This window comes from uncultured Granulicatella sp., from assembly GCF_963516875.1.
Taxonomy (GTDB): Bacteria; Bacillota; Bacilli; order Lactobacillales; family Aerococcaceae; genus Granulicatella.
The window spans coordinates 13646-35398 of record NZ_CAUQCL010000004.1 but is presented as its reverse complement, the minus strand read 5'-3'; the positions used below and the strand labels follow the sequence as shown (position 1 = coordinate 35398).

Annotated in this window: 17 protein-coding genes and 1 tRNA gene; 2 read left to right on the top strand and 16 right to left on the bottom strand. The window is 34.0% G+C overall.

Annotated elements, in window-relative coordinates; all coding sequences use genetic code 11:
* Positions 1 to 9 precede the first annotated feature (9 nt).
* A complete protein-coding gene (gene larD, locus RWM24_RS02655) occupies positions 10 to 741 on the top strand; it encodes a D/L-lactic acid transporter LarD (protein ID WP_314111255.1) in 732 nt (243 codons plus the stop codon).
* Positions 742 to 779: 38 nt separating this feature from the next.
* Here larD and RWM24_RS02650 read toward each other — a convergent pair whose 3' ends face one another.
* From RWM24_RS02650 to dusB, 13 genes are all read right to left on the bottom strand, one after another.
* Entirely contained in the window at positions 780 to 3551 is a 2772-nt protein-coding gene (locus RWM24_RS02650) for an AAA family ATPase (RefSeq protein WP_314111253.1), read from the bottom strand.
* A 158-nt stretch (positions 3552 to 3709) separates the two neighbouring features.
* Positions 3710 to 3797 (bottom strand) — tRNA-Ser (locus tag RWM24_RS02645).
* A 450-nt stretch (positions 3798 to 4247) separates the two neighbouring features.
* Positions 4248 to 5564: a trypsin-like peptidase domain-containing protein gene (locus RWM24_RS02640; RefSeq protein ID WP_314111251.1), complete on the bottom strand. Its 1317-nt coding sequence runs from the start codon at positions 5562 to 5564 to the stop codon at positions 4248 to 4250.
* A gap of 137 nt (positions 5565 to 5701) precedes the next feature.
* A complete protein-coding gene (locus RWM24_RS02635) occupies positions 5702 to 6508 on the bottom strand; it encodes an MBL fold metallo-hydrolase (RefSeq protein ID WP_314111249.1) in 807 nt (268 codons plus the stop codon).
* Between the two features lie 13 nt (positions 6509 to 6521).
* Positions 6522 to 7352, bottom strand: a complete 831-nt coding sequence (gene yycI / locus RWM24_RS02630; RefSeq protein WP_314111247.1) for a two-component system regulatory protein YycI — start codon at positions 7350 to 7352, stop codon at positions 6522 to 6524.
* Positions 7342 to 8676 carry a two-component system activity regulator YycH gene (locus RWM24_RS02625; protein WP_314111245.1) on the bottom strand — a complete coding sequence of 445 codons (1335 nt, stop codon included), beginning with the start codon at positions 8674 to 8676 and terminating at the stop codon, positions 7342 to 7344. Before RWM24_RS02625 ends, yycI begins: the two co-directional genes overlap by 11 nt.
* On the bottom strand, positions 8667 to 10517 hold the full coding sequence (gene walK, locus RWM24_RS02620; protein WP_314111243.1) for a cell wall metabolism sensor histidine kinase WalK: 1851 nt from the start codon (positions 10515 to 10517) through the stop codon (positions 8667 to 8669). The genes RWM24_RS02625 and walK overlap by 10 nt, the downstream gene beginning before the upstream one ends.
* Positions 10518 to 10591: 74 nt before the next feature.
* The gene (gene yycF, locus RWM24_RS02615; protein ID WP_314111241.1) at positions 10592 to 11308 is read right to left on the bottom strand and encodes a response regulator YycF; all 717 of its coding nucleotides are present in this window, start codon (positions 11306 to 11308) and stop codon (positions 10592 to 10594) included.
* Between the two features lie 38 nt (positions 11309 to 11346).
* Positions 11347 to 12642 carry an adenylosuccinate synthase gene (locus tag RWM24_RS02610; RefSeq protein WP_314111239.1) on the bottom strand — a complete coding sequence of 432 codons (1296 nt, stop codon included), beginning with the start codon at positions 12640 to 12642 and terminating at the stop codon, positions 11347 to 11349.
* A gap of 24 nt (positions 12643 to 12666) precedes the next feature.
* Positions 12667 to 14052: a replicative DNA helicase gene (gene dnaB, locus RWM24_RS02605; protein WP_314111512.1), complete on the bottom strand. Its 1386-nt coding sequence runs from the start codon at positions 14050 to 14052 to the stop codon at positions 12667 to 12669.
* Between the two features lie 146 nt (positions 14053 to 14198).
* Positions 14199 to 15704 (bottom strand): lysine--tRNA ligase, encoded by a 1506-nt coding sequence (lysS, locus tag RWM24_RS02600; RefSeq protein ID WP_314111237.1) that lies wholly within the window; start codon positions 15702 to 15704, stop codon positions 14199 to 14201.
* 237 nt (positions 15705 to 15941) lie between these two features.
* The gene (locus RWM24_RS02595; RefSeq protein WP_314111510.1) at positions 15942 to 17000 is read right to left on the bottom strand and encodes a DMT family transporter; all 1059 of its coding nucleotides are present in this window, start codon (positions 16998 to 17000) and stop codon (positions 15942 to 15944) included.
* 90 nt (positions 17001 to 17090) lie between these two features.
* Positions 17091 to 18110, bottom strand: coding sequence for a tRNA dihydrouridine synthase DusB (gene dusB, locus RWM24_RS02590; protein ID WP_314111236.1), 1020 nt, complete (start codon positions 18108 to 18110; stop codon positions 17091 to 17093).
* A gap of 201 nt (positions 18111 to 18311) precedes the next feature.
* Here dusB and brnQ point away from each other — a divergent pair, with 201 nt between their 5' ends.
* On the top strand, positions 18312 to 19628 hold the full coding sequence (brnQ, locus tag RWM24_RS02585) for a branched-chain amino acid transport system II carrier protein (RefSeq protein WP_314111234.1): 1317 nt from the start codon (positions 18312 to 18314) through the stop codon (positions 19626 to 19628).
* Between the two features lie 70 nt (positions 19629 to 19698).
* Here the strand turns inward: brnQ and RWM24_RS02580 are convergent, their stop codons facing one another.
* The 3 genes from RWM24_RS02580 to RWM24_RS02570 are packed head-to-tail and all read right to left on the bottom strand — an operon-like array spanning position 19699 to position 21750.
* On the bottom strand, positions 19699 to 20220 hold the full coding sequence (locus RWM24_RS02580) for a YjbQ family protein (protein ID WP_314111232.1): 522 nt from the start codon (positions 20218 to 20220) through the stop codon (positions 19699 to 19701).
* Complete coding sequence (locus RWM24_RS02575) at positions 20217 to 20912, bottom strand: triose-phosphate isomerase (RefSeq protein ID WP_314111230.1); 696 nt, start codon at positions 20910 to 20912, stop codon at positions 20217 to 20219. Before RWM24_RS02575 ends, RWM24_RS02580 begins: the two co-directional genes overlap by 4 nt.
* A 13-nt stretch (positions 20913 to 20925) precedes the next feature.
* Complete coding sequence (locus RWM24_RS02570; protein ID WP_314111229.1) at positions 20926 to 21750, bottom strand: class II fructose-bisphosphate aldolase; 825 nt, start codon at positions 21748 to 21750, stop codon at positions 20926 to 20928.
* Positions 21751 to 21753 lie beyond the last annotated feature (3 nt).

The following is a 21753-nucleotide window of genomic DNA, read 5'->3' as shown; positions in this document are numbered from 1 at the left end:
TATATTTTTATGTTTACACAAGAATTTATTCACTTATTATCATCAGAATTTATGGGAACTGCCCTAATGATTTTATTCGGGGTTGGGGTACACTGTGACGAAGTATTGAAAAAAACGAAATACAATGGTTCAGGTCACTTATTCGCCATCACAACATGGGCATTCGGTATCACAGTAACATTATTCATCTTTGGTGGAGTTAGTATTAACCCAGCCATGGCATTAGCAAAAGTTGTATTAGGATTATTACCTGCTGAACAATTTATTCCTATAGCAATTGCTGAATTTTTAGGAGCTTTCGTTGGTGCAGTTATCGTATGGTTCATGTATGCAGACCACTTTACAGCTTCTGAGGGTCAAGTAGATGGAATTGCCATTCGTAATATCTTCTCTACAAACCCTAATTGCCGCAACTTACCTCGTAACTACTTCGTCGAAGCATTTGCAACATTTATTTTTTTAACAGCTATCTTAGCTACTGAACAAGTGAATAAAGATCAATTAAACATTATTGTTGGTTTACTTGTATGGGCTGTTGGTATGGGTCTAGGTGGTACTACTGGATTTGCGATGAACCAAGCTCGTGACTTAGGACCTCGTTTAGCTTACCAAGTATTACCAATCAAAAACAAAGTCAATAATGACTGGCAATATGGATTATTAGTTCCAGGTACTGCTCCATTTATCGGTGCTGTAGCTGCTGCATTATTTGTTCGTTATTACTTAGGATATTTCATGTAAAACAAAAAAGCTGCTAACGCAGCTTTTTTTGTTTGCTCTTATTTTAACATCGCCAACACATCATCTAAATCTTGTTGGATTATTTGGTTTGGATCAATAGATGGATTATTACCAAATCGAGTAGCTAGACGTAATCTTAACTTCTCATTGAAGTTACGAATCCAACGACCATTACTGCGGTCATTTGTTCTAGCATATGCTGTTGCAACTACTTGACGATACGCTTCTTCATCTACCGTTAGGGAATCACTAGCTAATTCATACAATCCAATTTGAGCAATTTCTTCAGATGTATAATCTTCAAAATCAAATGTATTCGGAACACGACTCGCTAGTCCTGAATTTGTTTCTAAAAATACACTCATCTCTTTATGATATCCTGCAAAAATGACAACCATATCATGACGATGATCTTCCATAAATTTCAAAATTTCATCAATAGCCTCTTGCCCAAAATTATCATTAGGACCATGTTTTAAAGAATAGGCTTCATCAACAAATAAAACTCCACCAAGAGCAGCCTGTAACTGTTCTCTTGTTTTAATAGCTGTTTGCCCTTGATAACCACCAATTAAATCTCCACGAGAAACTTCCACCATTTTATTCGTTGCAATCATGCCTTTTTGATACAATAATTCGCCAATAATTCTAGCAACCGTTGTTTTACCCGTCCCTGGATTTCCTAAGAATAACGAATGTAACGTAATATTTTTGGTTTCAATTCCTTGTTCTTGTCTTACCTTCGATAATTCTACTTGATTAATAAAGGCATTGACTTGTTCTTTGACTTTTTCTAAACCAATTAATTGATTTAATTGCTTCCATGCATCAACTTTATTGTCAGATTCTTCATAGCTTCCTTGTGACAATGCTTTTTCAATATCTTGGTTTTTAATCAACGTCATATCTTCACCATCTTGTGACATCACACGGAAAATAAATTCTTGCATAATTTGCTCATTTTGATTACGAATCCATCGAGCATTACTCTTATCTAAGGAACGTTTATAAGCTTTTTTAATGTTACGAGCATAAAATTCTGGATCTTCAACTTTTCGAGCCTTTCCTTCAAAAATTTTAAGTCCCATTTGAACAATTTCATCAGGTGAATAATCTTCAAACACTAACTGATGAGGTACACGAGAGTTAAAGCCTGGATTCACATCAAAAAATTGTTCCATTTCTTTTGTATATCCTGCAAAAATCACCATAATATCATCACGATGGTTTTCCATATACGTCAATAGTTCATTAATCGCTTCTTCCCCTGTGCTATTCGAACCTTTTTTATTTAATGCATACGCTTCATCAATAAATAACACGCCACCTTTAGCTTCTTCTAATTTCTTACGTGTTTGTTCTGCTGTTTGATTCACATATCCAGATAATAAATCAGCTGCTGATACTTCTACAAATTTGAACTCTTCCCCTTTTAAGGCTCCATATTGGAATAAGATTTGTCCCATTAAACGTGCAACAGTAGTTTTACCCGTTCCTGGATTTCCTAAGAAAGCTGCGTGCATCGTCATTTTTTCAGGAGGCAATCCTTGCTTAATTTGTAATTGATTATACTTTGCTTGTTGAATTAATTTATCAACCTTTTCTTTGACGGTTTTTAATCCAATTAATCCTTGTAATTGTGCATAGTAATCTGTATTCGTATGATGAGCTTTTTGTGCATCCTCTGTTCGAATAATCTCCCTTTTTTCGCTTCTTTCTGGGGCTGCTTTATGTTTTTGAGTAACTCTGCATTGACTCGTTTCATCTGTTTCATAGTTTAGTTTTGAGGCATCTCCATTTAAATGAATAAAGTCATTCGCAACAAAGCAAGATCCTTCCTTGGCACGAATAATAGGAGAAATTTCTTTTTCCACTTCTATACTATCTCCAACAAATAAAGCGTTTGTTGTTAAACTAATTGGAATATGTCTACTTTCTTTATTTAAAAAGTGTAGTCTACCTTGTGAATATAAAGTTGATTCTTCTGCTATTGCTAAGTTATGCTTTACAGATCCATTTACCATACGAATATGGCTATTTTTGATTCTCATAAAACTAACCGTTAGATTTTTAAAAACTCCCCTACTTCCACTTTGAAGTAAAATGGTGTAATAATTTGTTCCAACGCCCTCAACAATACTATCTTCCAAATTGATTTCACTCTGGTTGATATCCAAAACAGGATTCGTTCCTTCTTCAAAAGTTCCAGAAATCTGACTCGAAATAATCATTAATTTTGAATCTTCACTCCATACAGATTTAGGACGACTACACTCCATTTTCGAACGAACAAACTCTAATTCCGAATTTTCTCGAATCCATAATCGATTTTGAATGGTAGAATCTTGAATAGAAACTGCTGAATGAACAAATTTCATCCCTAATTGATGTTTATCCGGTAATCTTGTTGTAAAGTTCTTAAATTTGACTTTACTTTTTTCTTCTGAAAGCAACAAGAAATACTCATTTGATGGAAATTCGCTTTGCATGACACAATTTTCAAAAGTTACTTCCGATTCTCCATTAATACGAAACATATTTTGATTTTCTAATACAGACATCCACAAATTCTGAAACGTCACCTTTGCTTTATTAGAAATTTTAATTTTTCCCGTAATTGTATTTAGAAATGTATTCCCTTCTACATGACCAATAATTGTAATATTTTTTGTAATTTCAGTAAAAGGTTCTTTTGTAAAATTCATAGTTAAATTAGGAGTAAATTCAATAATATCTCCATCCTTCGCAGCTTCATAAGCCGCATCAAAATTCCAAGTGTCTTCAGTTGCTCCAACAAGAAATCTTGGCATATTCTCACTCCTTATATCTTTATATTTTGGTTAAATTTCTACATATAATAGCATTATTATACCAATGTTCATTCGAAAACTCTATTAAAAAAAGGCTTCATTCTCGGAACAGACTTGGAACAAAACCTCTACAAACGTTGATATATCAATAATATATAAGGAGAAGAGGAGATTTGAACTCCCGCGCCGCTTTCACGACCTATCGCATTTCGAGTGCGACCCCTTCAGCCTCTTGGGTACTTCTCCATTACTAACAATAGTATATTCCCTTTTCCCCAACTCCTCAAGATTTTTTCAAAATATTTTAAGAAAACACAACTTATCCACAGAGTTATCCACATGTACACATGTTCGCTACTAAATTTTGTTTATTCTACTACTTATTCCACTATATATTGGTCAATACCCTTTTTTTGTAATATTTCTGTTATATCTTGTTCGTGTGTTTTATCCACAATTTTATTCCATTATACAAAGTTATCTAAATTCTTCTAAAACGTTGATATAACAATGTTCCAACCCCTATGACAATAAACTTATTCACAATTAGCCCCTAACCTGTGGATAACTTATTTTCAAAAAAAGCTTATCATATCAATGATTTTTATAAATTATTTTTTCTTTTTTCTACAAAATTTGAAAAAATATCCACATAGTTATCAACATTTTTGTGGATAACTATGTGGATACATTATTTTATAAACTTGGACTATCTGAACTTGTTAATTGAATCGTTGCTGTTTGTTTTTGTCCATTTCTATAGTACGTTACTTCCATACTAGAGCCAACGGTTTTACTATACAATGCTTTTCTTAATGTTTGTACACCTGTAATTGCTTTACCATCAATTTCCGTAATGACATCATATTGTTTTAATCCGCCTTTACTTGCACTACTATTCTCTTGAACATCTGCTACAACAACACCTTCTTTGACATCATTCGATAAGGCTAATTGTTGACGTCCTTGAGAAGAAACAGATGTTAAATCTACCATTGAAATACCTAATACGGGACGAATCACTTTTCCTGATTTTTCTAATTGATTAATAATCGAAACGACTTCATTACTTGGAATCGCAAATCCAATACCTTCTACGCTAGATTTACTAATTTTCATAGAATTGATTCCAATGACTTGTCCTGCGGCATTGACTAATGCTCCACCAGAATTTCCTGGATTAATAGCAGCATCTGTTTGGATAGCCGTTACAACCCAATCTTGTTTGCCATCGCCATCCACATCTGTTGGAACAGAACGGTCTTTGGCAGATACAATTCCTTGAGTCACACTTGTAGCAAATTCAGTTCCTAGAGGCGAACCGATAGCGATAGCTGTTTGCCCAGCTTTCACTTCATCTGAATTCGCAAACTCCGCAACAGTTGTCACTTTATCTGCTTTAATTTTTAATACTGCTAAATCAGTCCATTTATCTGCACCAATTAATTCTGCTTTTTCACGAGTTCCATCTGCCATTAATACTTCTAATTCTTGAGAACCAGAAATGACATGATTATTTGTTACGATATAAGCATAGCCATTTTCAACTTTATAAATAACTCCACTACCTTCAGAAGCAGTTGTTAGATCACTATCTTCTGTTTTTTGATTTTGTCGACGACCTTGTCCGTAGCTTCCAAATAAGTTATTTTGATTTAAACTTTGTTTATTAATAACAGATACAACTGCATTTTTTACATTCGCAACAACATCTGAAACATCTCCAGCACCCTTATTCGATAAAGCTGTTGGGCTTGTTTTTACAGTTGACGTACTTGTTGTAGTTGATTTTGCTCCAGTTAATTGGTTTAATGTTCCTGTTGCACTCATAGCGCCAAATCCAATAATAACGGCTAACAATCCACCCGTTACTCCTCCAACAAAACCGGAACGAAAAGCTTTTTTCTTTTTAGCACTTCTCTTTTCTACCGGAGTAGGTTCTTGTGTAATTTCTTCATTTAACGCTGTATTTTCTTGTGTAGTTTCTACTTCTTCATGGAATTCATTTGTCATGAATATCCCTCCTTTTTCACTTCATTGCTTTCTTTTGACACTCTTATACTAATCTAGCTTTTTGAAAAAAGTTTGAAGATAATGTAATTAAATCGTTATAAAGTTGTTAAAAATCCCATTATTTTTTGAAAATTCTATTAAACTCTAAACAATTCAGTCGGTTCATATGGATCTGTATGATACACTTCAAAAGTATCATGAATCCCACAATCATGTTGTAATAGAATGGATTCCGCAGTTTGATACGCTAATTCTTTCAAATTATTATCTTGACTTAAATGTCCTAAATAAATTCTTTTTGTTTTATCTCCTAGCATTTCACACATCGCTAATGCACCATCTTCGTTTGATAAATGTCCTTTATCGCTAAGAATTCTTTGTTTTAAATGCCAGGCATAATTTCCCATCCGTAACATATCGACATCATGATTACTTTCCATTAAATAAGCATCGGCATTATACAATAATTTTCTTAATTTCTCACTCACATAACCCGTATCCGTTAACATGACAAATTGTTTTTGATCCTTTTGAAATGCGTAAAATTGAGGGGATGCTGCATCATGAGACACGGAAAAACTAACAATATCAATATCACCAAAAGTTTTTGTTATTCCTGGTTCAAATAAGTGCTTTTGTTCTTGCTTAATCACACCAATATTTTTATTTTCCATTGCTTTCCATGTTGTCTCATTTGCATAAATATCCATGCCGTATTTTCGGGCTAATACGCCGATTCCTTTAATATGATCCACATGTTCATGCGTCACTAAAATCGTATCAATGTCTGCTACTGAGCGTCCAATTTTTTCCATTTGGACGGCAATAGCTTTTCCTGTTAAGCCACAATCCACTAAAATTTTTCTTTGTGGAGTTTCAATATAGGTTGCATTACCCGAACTTCCACTCGCTAATAAACTCACTAAAAAACTTGATTCGCTCATATTTCCTTCCTTCCTATTGCGTTGTTCCTGTATTGACTGTTTCAGTTGCTTCATTTGTTAATACAGTTCCTCGAATGGCATCTACTCGTCGAACAATCATTTGCCCATCCGCTTGTTTAAATTCTACATACCAAGCTGGAGAATAGATAGATAAATCTTTTAAAGCTAACGATTTATAATAAGATAATCGAACAACTGAAATCATTGATCGAGTTGGAATTCTTCCTGCCAAATATAATACTTCCATTGCCTTTTGAGAAGTAATTAAAGAACGATTATTCCCTAGTTTTTCAACATTCCCTGCAAAAGTTTGCTCATAACTAATGACTTGATTATTAGCATTCAAGGTAAAAATAATTTGACTACTTCCATCCATAACCGGTATTTGATTCGCTCTTTGTGCATAAATCACTTTTCGTGTTGTGGGATTATAATTGAACCATGTATATTGATTTCCATTGACAATCGCTCCACTCTCAACATAAGCTGTTAATTCTGCAAAATTTTCCATAGTTGCTGTGGCATTAGCATCTAATGTTAATTGGATTGGAAAAATTAATTGAGAGGAAATGACTCCCTTATCATAAGATACAACCTGACTCGGCAATGCATTCACAGGTGCTTCAATACTAATCGGACTAATTTGAATAATTGGAAGAGATTCTACGGTCATGTTCACTCCCGTTACTGTAATTCCATCATTTCGCATTTGTTCCATTACATTAATACTGGTATTTAAAGGAGTTTTTACTTCTTTTTTCATTTGCCAAAATAGTCCAAATAAAAATATATCTAAAAAGAGGAAACTGATAATTAATACCAAAGTCGATCGTCTAAAATCCATCGCTATCCCCTCCTTGATCTTTTAGTGGTTGATTTAATTCTTCTAATGTTCTCCAATTTCCATCTACTTTTATATACCAATTTGGAAGAAATTCAACGATTTGATTACTTTCTGGACTTGATTTCCAAGCATATCCTAGTCGAATATCCTCTAACGTACTTAAGGAAATTCCTTTACCTAAGATTTGATCCATTAATTCTTTTCCACTCATTAAATCAACCTTTTGATTTTTAGCAGGAATAGGCGTTTCCGCAATCAGCGAAGACAAACGCATCTTTTCTACCCCAGTAAGCGTAATAATAAATTGAGAAAAACCTTCCTTTGCATCCGAAAGAATTGGATAGGAACCAACGTAACGCATATATTCCACAATTTTTCTTTCTGTATCAAAATCAGAAAAACTCATTCCTAATTTCCATCCACCAATTTTTTTCATTTGAGCAAAGGATTGCTGTAAATGAACCGTCAATGATAAAGGCTCATCATCCACACGATTTTGATAATAGGAAATAACATTCGTTGAACGATCCATTTTTAATTGGGATAAATTATCATTATAAATAATGGATTGCCCATCACTTCTATTTCTCAACTCTGATGGATTCGCAAATAATTGTGTAATATAAAAACTAATCGGTATTTGTTCCATTAAATACGTTTGCTTTTCCAGTGATAAATTATTCACTTCAATAAATACTTGTTTATGTTTTAAAATATAGGATTCTACGAGATAAAATTTATCTTCTTCATAAAATTTTGAAAATTCTGTTTGAACATCTTGATCTATTTTAGCTTGGTACAACTGTTTCGTATAATCATTTACAAAATAAACACTTTTAGAATCATCATAGCGATATATAATTCTACTAAAAGTTTCTTGACGAAATTCCTCGGGAACATCTGAAAAATATCGACTCATAATTGAAAAAGTAACAGGAGCATCGAACAGTAATTGACTAAAGGAGTCTCTTAATACTAATTGTTCATAATTTTCTTGCGATAGTACTTCTTTCTTTCCAATTTCCTTATATTTTCCCACTAAGGCATTATTCACAGATTCAATAATCGCCGCATCACTCGTCATTTTTACCTTATTTTCATAAGAATAGACAAAACGAGTTGGTCGAAAAACGTCCTCTAAAGCGTAGTTAACTCGTGCCTGTGTACTATTATCTTGATTTGTAGAAGTCACATTTCTTGTTAATCCGTTATATGAAAAAATTTCTACTGGACGAAAAACAATCACTGCCGTTAAGACTAAACTAAATAAACTTAAAACGATTAAAACAGCAATTAAATATCTAGAACGAATTCTCATTCCCATTCACCATCCTCTTCAAATGGAATATATGGTAAGGAAACAAAGAAGGTAGATCCTTTATTTTCAATACTATTGACCCAAATTTTTCCGCCATGTAATTGGACTACTTCTTGAGCAATCGCTAATCCAAGACCACTTCCCCCCATTGCACGAGAACGTGCTTTATCCACACGATAAAAACGGTCGAATAAATGAGGAATATCTTTTCTAGCAATTCCTAATCCTTCATCGCTCACACTTACAATAATATCCGTATGAGTTTCCATTAAACGAACAATAATACGTCCCCCATCTGGAGAATATTTAATCGCATTATTAATAATATTATCTAACACTTGAGTAATCTTATCTTGATCTAATTCCACCCATAAATCACGTTGCGTAATATCCGTTAAAATACGATAATTTTTATCTCGATAAGGCTCTGATTGCAATACCATTTCAAATCGATTCACAATATGGACTACTAATTCATTCATATTAATAAATTCTTTTTCTAATCCAAAACGATTTTGGTCCATACGAGATAAATTCAACAAATCTGTAATCATTCGCATCATACGATCGGTTTCCGTTTCAATAACATTTAAAAATCCTGGAGCAATTTCTTTATTTTCCCACGCTCCATCGACTAATGCTTCTGTATAACTCTTAATACTAGTCAATGGTGTCCGTAACTCATGAGATACATTGGACACGAAGTTTCTACGTTCACGTTCAATTTTCTGTTGCTCGGTAACGTCGGTTAGAACGCAGACTAATCCACTAATAAATCCTGATTCTCGTTGAATCACAGAAAATTCACATTGAATAATGGAATCTTCTCCATCCTCTTCTAAATGAATCAAACGCTCTTGTTGTGTTTCTAATAATTCTCTAAAAGTTACCCGCTCTTCCAATGGAAGAATTTCAAGAAGGGGAATTCCTATCACTTTTTCTGATTTTAAATTCAAAATATCTAAAGCTGCCGTATTCATAATAACAATACGACCACGTCTATCCGTAGCAATTACTCCATCACTCATATGACGCAAGACACTGTCTAAACGTTGACGTTCTGATTCAGTACTTTCTTGTGCTTCTTTAATTTTAAATGAAAGATCATTAATCGCTTGACCTAACTGCCCTAACTCATCATCACTATAAATTTTAACTTCTCCAGTATAATTTCCCTCTGCTATTTTTTCCGTTTGTTTCTTCATCTCCGCAATTGGTTTAGTAATTCCTTGAGAAATAAGGAATGTAATAATAATTACTAATACAATCGCAATCAAAGATGAACTAACGAAAATAACTCCAATATCTTTTACTTGTGTATACCTTGACTCAATATTTGTCGTAACAGAAATAATTCCTAATGGATTACCAGAATTGCCGCTTATTGGAGAAATTGGCGAAACAATCTTCCAATAACGATTTTCATGTTCAGTATAATTGTAAGCATACACATCATTGGTTAATAATACTTGTTGTGCATCTGCTTCTGTTGTTCGAGTCCCAACAACGGATTGTTGCGATTGATTGGTTGTTCCTAAAATATATCCCTGAGTATCCATAATACGAGCTTCTACAATACTACTACCCGTTGGATAATCTTGTAGTATTTTAGAGATTTCGGCTATTTTCACTTCATCTTTATCATCTCTTGCTAAAATAGGTTGCACACTATTTTTCAAAAATCCAACTTGCAATTGAATTTGTTCTTGGAAGTTGGAAATCATCTGTGTTTCCAATTGACGCAAGAAATTCGCAACAATTAATTGCAAAGAAATCATCAGCATGAAAATGAATAACACTGGAATTTTAAATTGAATGGAACGAAAAAATCGTTTCACTTTTTGCATATGATATCTCCTTTATAGATAATAAATGCGCCTTTCTTCCCAGAATAGTTCTTGGTAAAGAAAAGCGCATCTTTCTAAGCTTCTTTTTCTTGTTCTGGAGTTTTAATATAGTAACCTACTCCACGTCTTGTCATAATCCATGTCGGATGACTTGGTGTATCTTCAATTTTTTCACGTAAACGTCTGACAGTTACGTCAACCGTACGAACATCTCCAAAATAGTCATAACCCCAAACGGTTTGTAATAAATGTTCTCTTGTAATCACTTGACCAATATGTTTTGCTAAATAGTGAAGTAATTCAAACTCACGGTGAGTTAATTCAATTTCTTCTCCTCGTTTGGATACAACATATGCATCCTCATGAATAATGAGAGAACCTAACACAATTTCATTGGCTACCTTTTCTTCATCTGGTTCACTAGGGGCAACATGTTGACGACGTAAATTAGCTTTTACACGAGCAATTAATTCTCGATTTGAGAATGGTTTTGTCACGTAGTCATCGGCTCCTAATTCTAAGCCTAACACTTTATCAATTTCTGAATCTTTTGCAGTTACCATAATAATTGGAACATTACTAGTTTTACGAATTTCTCGACAAACTTCTAACCCTTCAATTTTTGGTAACATCAAATCTAAAATCACTAAATCGGGATTTTCAGCAGCAAAAACTGCTAATCCTTCTTCCCCATCAAATGCGGCAACAACTTCGAACCCTTCTTTTGACAAACTAAATTTGACAATATCTGAGATTGGTTTTTCGTCATCTACGACTAAAATTTTTTTCATAACGAGCTCCTCTCTTGCGATTGAGCGTTCGGGAAATATTATTTACTATCCCAAACATCTTCTAAAATGTTGGTTTGATTTCTATCAGGACCTACTGAGAATGTTGAGATTTTTACTCCTACTAATTCTGAAACTCTGCGTACATAGTTTTGCGCTTCAATTGGTAATTCTTCTAATGTACGACATCCTGTAATATCTTCACTCCAACCTGGAAGTTCTTCATAAACAGGTTCACATTGTCCTAATTCTACTAAACTTGCTGGATAATGGCGAATTTCTTCTCCATTTGGGTTACGATAAGAAACACAAATTTTTACAGTTTCTAATCCAGTTAATACATCGATACTATTTAAGCATAAATTTGTAATACCTGATACACGTTTAGAATGTCTCATCACAACACTGTCAAACCATCCAACACGACGTGGACGTCCAGTAGTTGTTCCATATTCACGACCAACTTCACGAATACGGCTTCCAATTTCATCAAATAATTCTGTAGGGAATGGTCCGTCTCCTACACGAGAAGTATAGGCTTTACAAACACCGACTACTTTTGTCACTTTTGAAGGGCCAACACCACTACCTATCGTTACTCCACCTGCTAATGGATTCGAAGATGTTACAAATGGATAAGTTCCTTGGTCAATATCCAACATCACGCCTTGTGCGCCTTCAAATAACACACGTTTTCCATTATCTAAAGCTTCATTTAATAATACGGAAGTATCACAAACATATTGTTTAATTTGTTGCCCATATTCATAATATTCTTCCAAAATTTCTTCAAAATTCATTGGATTTGCATCATATAATTTCGTAAATTGACGGTTTTTATCTTCTAAATTAATACGCAAACGTTCTTCAAAAACTTCTCGATCTAATAAATCCGCAATACGAATTCCCACACGAGCTGCTTTATCCATATATGCAGGTCCAATTCCTTTAATCGTTGTACCGATTTTTTTGTCCCCTTTAGCTTCTTCTTGTAAACGATCCAATTCAATATGATATGGCAAGATTACGTGTGCACGATCTGAAATTCTTAAATTATCAGTCGCAATATTTCTTTCATGTAAATAGGCTAACTCTGTTACTAAAGATTTTGGATTAACGACAACCCCATTCCCAATAATACAAAGTTTTTCATGAGAAAAAATTCCTGATGGAATTAAATGTAATTTATACGTTTCTCCTCCAAATTGAATCGTATGACCAGCATTATCGCCCCCTTGATAACGAGCAACATACTCTGCCTGTTCACTAAGGAAATCTGTAATTTTACCCTTTCCTTCGTCTCCCCATTGTGTACCTACTACTACTACTGATGACATATCCGCACCTCTTTAATTTATTTTTTACATTGGTGGCATTGTAGCTTCTAAACTTTTCGATGCTATCGATGTAAATTTATTATATTCTTTTATAAACATTAATTCTACGGTTCCTCGTGGACCGCTACGGTTCTTTTCTATAATGACTTCAATAATATTATTCGATTCTTGTTGTGGAACATTTCCATCTTCATCTGGTTCTTGTCGGTAATAATCATCTCGATATAAGAATGCTACAATATCCGCATCTTGCTCAATCGAACCTGATTCACGAATATCCGACATCACCGGACGTTTATCTTGTCTTTGCTCTACTCCACGTGATAATTGAGATAAAGCAATAACTGGAACACTTAGTTCTTTAGCAAGTTTCTTTAAATTTCTTGAAATTTCTGAAACTTCTTGTTGACGACTTTCTCGTCCATTCCCTTCAATTAATTGTAAGTAATCAATTACAATTAATCCAAGATTATTTCGTTCTTGTTTTAATCGTCTGCATTTCGCACGAATTTCTGACACACGAATCCCAGGAGTATCATCAATATAAATGGGTGCATTCGATAAAGTACCCGATGCTACAAAATAACTACGAAGTTCTTCTTCCGTTAAACGACCATTTCGCATATTACTTGCATCAATACTACCTTCTGAACATAACATACGGTTTACAAGAGATTCTGCACTCATTTCTAAACTGAAAATAGCTACCGTTTCATTTGTTTTTGTCGCAACATTTTTCGCAATATTTAATACAAACGCTGTTTTACCAACAGATGGACGTGCTGCTAAAATAATTAATTCATCCGAATGAAGTCCTGAAGTCATTCGGTCTAAATCAATATATCCGGTTGGAATCCCTGTAATTTCTCCTGTATTTTTCATACGCTCTTCAAGAGATAAATACGCTTCATTCAAAACTTTTGTAATATCTACAAACCCTGATCGATTTCTCTTTTCTGAAACTTCTAAAATACTTCGCTCAGCTCTATCTAATACAGCTGCTACTTCATCTGTTTCACCATATGCATCTGTTGCAATATCCGTAGAAGTTCGAATTAATTTTCGTAAAGTTGATTTTTCACTTACGATTTTAGAATAATATTCTACATTCGAAGCAGTTGGAACTTTTTCAGCTAATTCTAGTAAATAAAATTGTCCCCCTGCATTTTCTAATTGTTTATTTTGATTTAAACGTTCTGCAACTGAAACAATATCAATGGGCGAAGAATCATTATTTAACTCTACCATCGCTTTAAAAATGACTTGATGATTTACACGATAAAAATCATCTGGCATTAAAAATTCCATTACAGATACAATTGAATCTGGATCTAATAATATCGCTCCTAAAACAGATTGTTCTGCATCTAAATTTTGCGGTGGAATTCTTCCTTCAAATTGTTCATCCACTTGTCCATTGACACCTTCTTTCATTCTATACATACGGTGTCATTTTACCATAAAATCTACAAAAGAAACAGGCAGAACCTTCCACAGAACAGAAAAAATCCAAGACGGTTTCTCCGTCTTGGATTTTCTAGGAAATGCCTCTTCTATTAGTCTTGATGTTTCATTGTTGGGAATAGTAATACATTACGGATTGATTGGCTATTTGTTAGTAACATTACTAAACGGTCAATACCGATACCTACACCACCAGTTGGAGATAATCCATATTCTAATGCTTGTACGAAATCTTCATCTAATGGATGAGCTTCATCGTTACCTGTTTCTTTTTCTTCTACTTGTTTCATGAAACGTTCACGTTGATCGATTGGATCTGTTAACTCTGTAAATCCATTTGCATATTCTTTTGTACAAATGAAGCATTCGAAACGATCTGTGAAGCGTGGGTCTTCATCATTTTTACGAGCAAGTGGAGACACTGCTACTGGATGTCCATAAATAAATGTTGGTTGAATTAATGTTTCTTCTACAAATGTTTCGAAGAACTCATTTACGACGTGACCATAAGTCATTGAGTCTTCAACTTTCACACCTTTTTCTTTAGCAATTGCACGAGCTTCTTCATCTGTCATTTCTACCCAGAAGTCTACTCCTGTTACTTCTTTAATGGCATCTACCATATGAACTCTCTTCCAAGGAGCTTTTAATTCAACTTCATATTCTCCATAAGGAACTTTTGTTTTACCTAAAACTTCTTGCGCAACACTTGATACGATTCCTTCTGTTAAGTCCATAACATCTTGATAGTCAGTGTAAGCAGTATAGATTTCGATTGATGTAAACTCAGGGTTATGAGTTGTATCGATTCCTTCATTACGGAATACACGACCGATTTCATACACACGTTCCATACCACCTACTACTAAACGTTTTAAGTGTAATTCTGGAGCAATACGCATGTATAATTCCATATCTAAAGCATTATGGTGAGTAATAAATGGACGAGCATTCGCACCACCAGCTAATGTGTGTAATACTGGTGTTTCCACTTCTAAATAATCACGAGAATCTAAGTAATGACGAATTTCACGGATAATTTTACTACGTGTTACAAAACGATCCATACTATCACGGTTACTAATTAAGTCTAAGTAACGTTGACGGTATTGTTGTTCCACATTTGTTAATCCATGATATTTATCTGGTAGTGGACGTAAAGCTTTTGTTAAATGAACAAATTGAATAGCTTTAACAGATAATTCACCAGTGTTTGTCACCATAACTGTTCCTACAACACCAACGATATCTCCTAAGTCAGCTTTATCAAATAATTCATAAGCTTCGTCTCCGACAACATCTTTACGAACATAAATTTGAATTTGACCTTTACCATCTTGAATATGCGCAAAACCTGCTTTTCCTTTTCCACGTTTTGTCATAATACGACCTGCGATTTGAACAGTTACTTCTTCTTGTTCAGCTAAGCTTTCTTTTGTTGCACCTTCAAATTGTTGATGAATTTCTTCAGTGGATTGTTTTTGTTTAAATCCTGTTGAAAAAGGCTCTACTCCTTTTTCACGTAATTGATGCATTTTTTCACGGCGAACTTGTAATTGATCATTCAGTGTTTCTTGTACTTCTACTTCGTTAGACACTGTATTTCCTCCTTTATTGTGACATGAGTCACTGTATTTCTAGTCTATTGTACCAATTATTGACAGATAAATAAAGCGTTTATGATTATGTTTATTTTTCTTTATTAAGCCTTCCTGACATTCTGGTCTTTTTCTTTTATCTGCGTCAACATTTTTTAAACATACATATAAAAAAGACGATAGATTTTTCATTTTCTATCGCCTATTGCGTCTCTATTTCACCTGATAAACTGAATTCTATACTCCATTCTCATGAGCCAATTTATGTTCATAACTATTGATAAAATCTTCATGTTTATGATGATGGAACTCTTCATTTCCAAAATGATAATGCTCATGAGTATGCATAATCACATGAGTATGTGTAACTCCATTATGTGTATGAACAATCGTATGAATATGCCCATGAAGATGATTTTTTATCATAGTATCATAAACGACAAACGCCGTTCCAATGAACATAAAAGCTAGTCCCACAAAATATTCTACAGCTAGTTTTTCTCCATTTACTGCAAACGCTAAAAACGATCCTACAAAAGGTGCTACTGCATAATAGGCACTCGTCTTAGCTGCACCTAAATTTCTTTGTGCTCGTATATAAAGAAAAATACTTAATCCATATGAAACATAACCAAGCAACATAATCATGACAATATATTTCATTTCTGGAATCTTTTCACCAAGTAAGACAGCAATAACAAATGCGCCTCCCCCGGAAAAAATTCCTTTTAACAAAACAATCTGATATGTACTTTTCTCTGATATCTTTCTTGTACAGTTATTTTCAAGCCCCCAGCAACAAGTTGCTAAGATAACGAAAAGAGAGCCTATAGAAAACTGAAAACTACCAATTCCCTCAAATGACAAAACAATACTTGATAATGTAATAAACCCTATTGCAATCCATAGTTTTCCTGATACTTTTTCCTTAAAAATTAGTAACGCTATTAATGTAGTCGCTACAATTTCAAAATTACCGAGGAGTGAGGCATTAGATGCTGTCCCCATTTTTATTCCTATCATTAAAAATATAGGTGCAACTATATCTAATAGAATCATTCCAACCGTATAAGGTAAATCCTGTTTTGTAAGTCTCTCTGATTTATCTTCTTTTTTGATATGAAATAAATACATCATTCCAACCCCAACACCCGCTCCAAGATACAGAAAAGCTGCTAAAAAAGTTGGTGGAATATTTTCCAATAGAATTTTTGAAAACGGTGTATTAATAGCATAAAATACAGCTGCTAACAACGCTAATATAATCGCACTTGTCTTTGTTTTTTCCTTCAAAATATCTCATCTCCAATACTAGAAAAATATAAGAAGCTATTCTTAATCAGAACAATCTCTATTTTTAGTGGTAATAGTAAATTCGATAAATTCTTACTCTATTCCTTTTCCTCGTTCTAACTGTCTTTCTTGACGTTCTAAATGTTCTTGGACAAATTGGTCTAAAATTTCTTTCACTTGAGATACCGTTGTAGATTCATTAATCGCAACTTTTGTTTTCGTTGCACGAGGAATTCCTTTTAAGTAATAAGCAGCTAATTTACGGAATTCTTTTGTCGCTACTGACTCACCTTTTAAGTTAGCTAAACGATCTAAATGAGTTTTAGCAATTTCAATTTTTTCAGGAACAGTATTTTCCGGTAATAATTCTCCCGTTTCTAAATAATGAACGGTTTGCTTAATCATCCATGGATTTGCTAAGGCAGCTCGTCCAATCATGACACCATCTACACCTGCTATTTCAATCATTTTCTTAGCATCTTGAGGAGAACGAACATCTCCATTTCCAATTAGTGGAATACGTGTTAAGTTTTTCTTCACTTCACCAAGAATTTCCCAGTTAGCTTTTCCATCATACATTTGCACACGAGTACGACCATGCATCGCAACAGCGCTCGCACCTGCTCGTTCTGCTGCCAAAGCATTTTCAACCGCATATAAATGTTCATCATCCCAACCGGTACGCATTTTTACTGTGACAGGTTTGTCCACTGCATCGACAACTGCAGCAACCATTTCATATACTTTATTTGGATCTAATAACCATTTCGCACCCGCTTCAGCTTTAATGACCTTATTCACGGGACATCCCATATTAATATCAATAATCGCTGCTTCTGTATTTTCTGCAACATATTTTGCTGCTTCTACTAATGTATCTTTATTTCCGCCCATAATTTGGACACTTAATGGGTATTCATTCGGTTCAATATGCAACATACTTAATGTTTTTTCATTTCTAAATTGAATCCCTTTATCACTAATCATTTCGCAAACAACTAAGCCTGCTCCAAATTCTTTTACCGTTACACGGAAAGCTGAATTACTAATCCCCGCCATCGGTGCAACGACTACTGGATTGTCAATTTGAATATTGCCAATCTTAAAACTCATTTCATTTCCTCACTTTCAATCATTCTGCTTAGCTATTGTACCATAGATAGCCAGCTTTCGTGTATTATCACGGTCTATTTTTAGGCTATAAAACATTTGTGAACTTTTTCGACATATCACTAGCATTATAGAAAAAGAAATGGTACACTGTTTATAATTGTTTTTTAATCATTTTTTAAGAATATATCTAGGAGGAAATTTATGTCTCGAAAGAAACTCACTGACATTATTATTTGTGGATTTGCATTATTTGCCATCTTCTTTGGTGCAGGAAATTTAATCTTCCCCCCTTATCTAGGAGTTATCTCTGGAAATAATTGGGGAATTGCCAATATCGCCTTTTTATTATCAGACCCACTATTACCAATTCTTGGAGTTATTGTAACAGCTCTATTAGGTGGACAAGCAACAGACTTAGGAAAAAGAGTTAGTAAACATTTTTCTATGATTATTGGAGCGATTTCCATTATCTTAATTGGACCATTATTTGCCGTTCCAAGAACCGGAGCCACTACTCATGAAATTTTTGTACAATCATTTGTACCAAGTGCTCCACAATGGATTACATCCCTTATCTTTTTCGGATTAACGTTGTATATTGCCATTCATTCACACACCGTAATTGACGCAATTGGTAAATATTTAACTCCGATTTTATTAGTCATTTTACTACTTGTATTTATTGCAGCTGTCGTTCAGCCAAATGCAGGCTTCCAAACAACCACTTCGGCAGGATTATTTTCTCAAAGCTTTAAAGAAGGCTACCAAACAATGGACGCACTTGGAGCAGCCTTAATGGCAGGCGTAGTCATTTCAGACTTAACTAGACGTGGATATACAGAAAAAAAAGAACAACATCAAATGATGTTTGGAGTCGGGATTGTATCTTTTATTTTACTAGCATTAGTGTACAGCAGCTTAACTTATGCAGGAGCAACTGTAAGTACAGTTTATGATTCAACCGTTCAACGACCTGCATTATTAATTAGCTTAATTGAACAATTATTAGGCTCATTTGGTAAAGTCGCTATGGGCATTGCCGTATCCTTTGCTTGCTTAACAACATCTGTTGGATTAATTACAACTTGTGGACATTATTTTTCAACCTTAACAAATGGAAAATTAGAATATAAAAAAATTGTTGTCGTATCAGTCGTGATTTCATTCCTTCTATCCCTTTTAGGAGTGGATGCCTTATTACAATTAGCAGTTCCAGTACTAAGCGCTATTTACCCAATGGTCATCGCCTTAATCTTCTTATCGATTTTTGACCGCTACATTGTTTATAACTGGACTTATACAGGTGCCGTTGTCGGAGCCTTCTTCATTGGAGGAATTCAAGCGATTCATCTATTTTCTCAAATGCAAGGTGGCAACTTCCTAGCAGCATTAGCAGCTTGGACCAACACCTTACCATTACACCAATTCGGATTCGAATGGTTAGTACCCGCTATTATCGGATCAGTAGTCTTTACGGTTATTAGTAAATTCACTGGGATGGGGAGTAAGAGAGTTTAAAAATATCAAGTAGAACCCCCGAGGAATTTCATTTTTCGAAATTCCTCGGGGGTTGTTTTATATCTATTAATTATTCTCCAATAATCACAACTCGATACTTTCTTGTTCTTTCTCGAGTTTTATCAAAATCTGCAAAATAAACATAACCTGTTTTTCCGATTGCCAGTTTACCATCTACAACAGCTAAAGTTTCACTAGAACCCAAGATTGTGGCTTTTAGATGAGCATCTCCATTCCATAATGCACTTCTATCTCCATTTGGTAACCATTCTTCAGGGTTAGGCCAAGATTCAACTTCTTGATAATGTTTTTCACCAGGATAATGATAACTATCCGCACTTAAATGGGGTGGAATAATCTTTTCTAAAATAGTATTTAAATCTAATTGTAAATAATCTACACCATTTTCATCTTTATCATGTGTATCCTCTTCAAAGAAAACAGAACATGTTGTATGTGCTGTGATAACTGTACATATTCCTGATTGAATGCCACTTTCAGTAATAGTTTGATGTATAGAATTTGTAATATCAATATATGATACTTGACCTTCTTTTGTATCTACTTTAAATTCTTTTTGAAATACAGTCATTTTTTCTCCTCATTCATAGCTTTGTCAATAGCTTCAATCATTAATTTTAACATTAGTTTCGGATCTTTTGCTTTAACAATTCCACTTGTGCAGCCTGTACCATCTGCACCAAGCTTAATTGTACGATAGACATCATTCTCATTCATAATTCCAGCACCTTGCATCATTAAAATATCTGAATTAACAGATTTCACTTGATGATTAGTTTCTAAAATATATGAATCATCACTTGTTTGTCCTGTTCCAATCAACTCTGTAGGTTCACATAACATAATTGTTGGATTTAACATTGCCAACATTCGTGCTTCTTTAATAGAATCTGCACACAAAATCGTTATAAGTCCCAATTTTTCAGCTTGATTGATAGAAGCGACTACTTGAGATGTTGTTAATGGATGTTCAGCATGATTTAAAAAAGTAGCTCTTGCTCCAGCGTTATATAATGAAGCTGGCAAAACTGCTCCCATTCCTCTACCACAATCAATTCCATCTAAGTGTTGAGCTGTCACAATAATATGTTTCGTTTCGCTAGATACTTTATTAATATCTGCATATGGACACGTCACAAAAATACTAATTTCTGGATACTGTTCAGCTAATCGATCAGCTTCTTTTGCTAATTCTAATAATTCATTTCCAAATAAATATGACTTCGGATTAAAAATGAAAAATTTATCTTTAATAGTTTCCATTTGTTTTCTCCTTCTATTTAGTCTCAAACACATGATAATAATGTTTTAAAGTAGTTTTCATACCTTCTCTTGAAGCTTTTAATACATCAATATAGTTTGTAAATGACTTTTCAGAAACCGATTTTGCACCAGCATCCATAAAATCACTATAAATATTAATTTTTGAAATTCCTTCTCGTGCACAACGGTTCAAATTATCATCTCCTGAACCTGAACCGCCATGTAAAACTAATGGAATATTTAATACATTCCGTAACTCAGATAATCGTTGGAAATTAATTTTTGGAATACCTCTATACAAGCCATGAGAAGTCCCTATTGAAACTGCTAAAGAATCAACATTAGTTTCTTGAACAAATTTTTCAGCATCTTCTACATTTGTATAAATAGATTTTATTTCGTCATTCGATACATTCCCATTTGCTCCAACAAAACCAATTTCTGCTTCAACATCAACTCCAAATTCATGGGCAACTTCAACAACCTCTTTTGTTTTTCTAACATTTTCTTCAAAAGAATCTAAAGATGCATCAATCATTACGGAATTAAATCCTAATTGAATTGCTCTCTTTATAAATGCTAAATCTTGTCCATGATCTAGATGTAACACAACAGGAGTTTTTGCTTTTTCCTGAAAATATTTTCCAATACTAGCAGACTCTTCTAAACTTAAATAAGGAGAATGTACCTGTGCAAATGCTAAAATTATTGGAAGATTCAATTCTTCGCTCATTTCTACATACGCTTTGGCAGAATTCCAATCAATAAAGTTTGTTGCTGGAATTGCAAAATTACGTTGTTTTGCTTTCCCTAATACATCTCTCATATATGCTTTCATTTA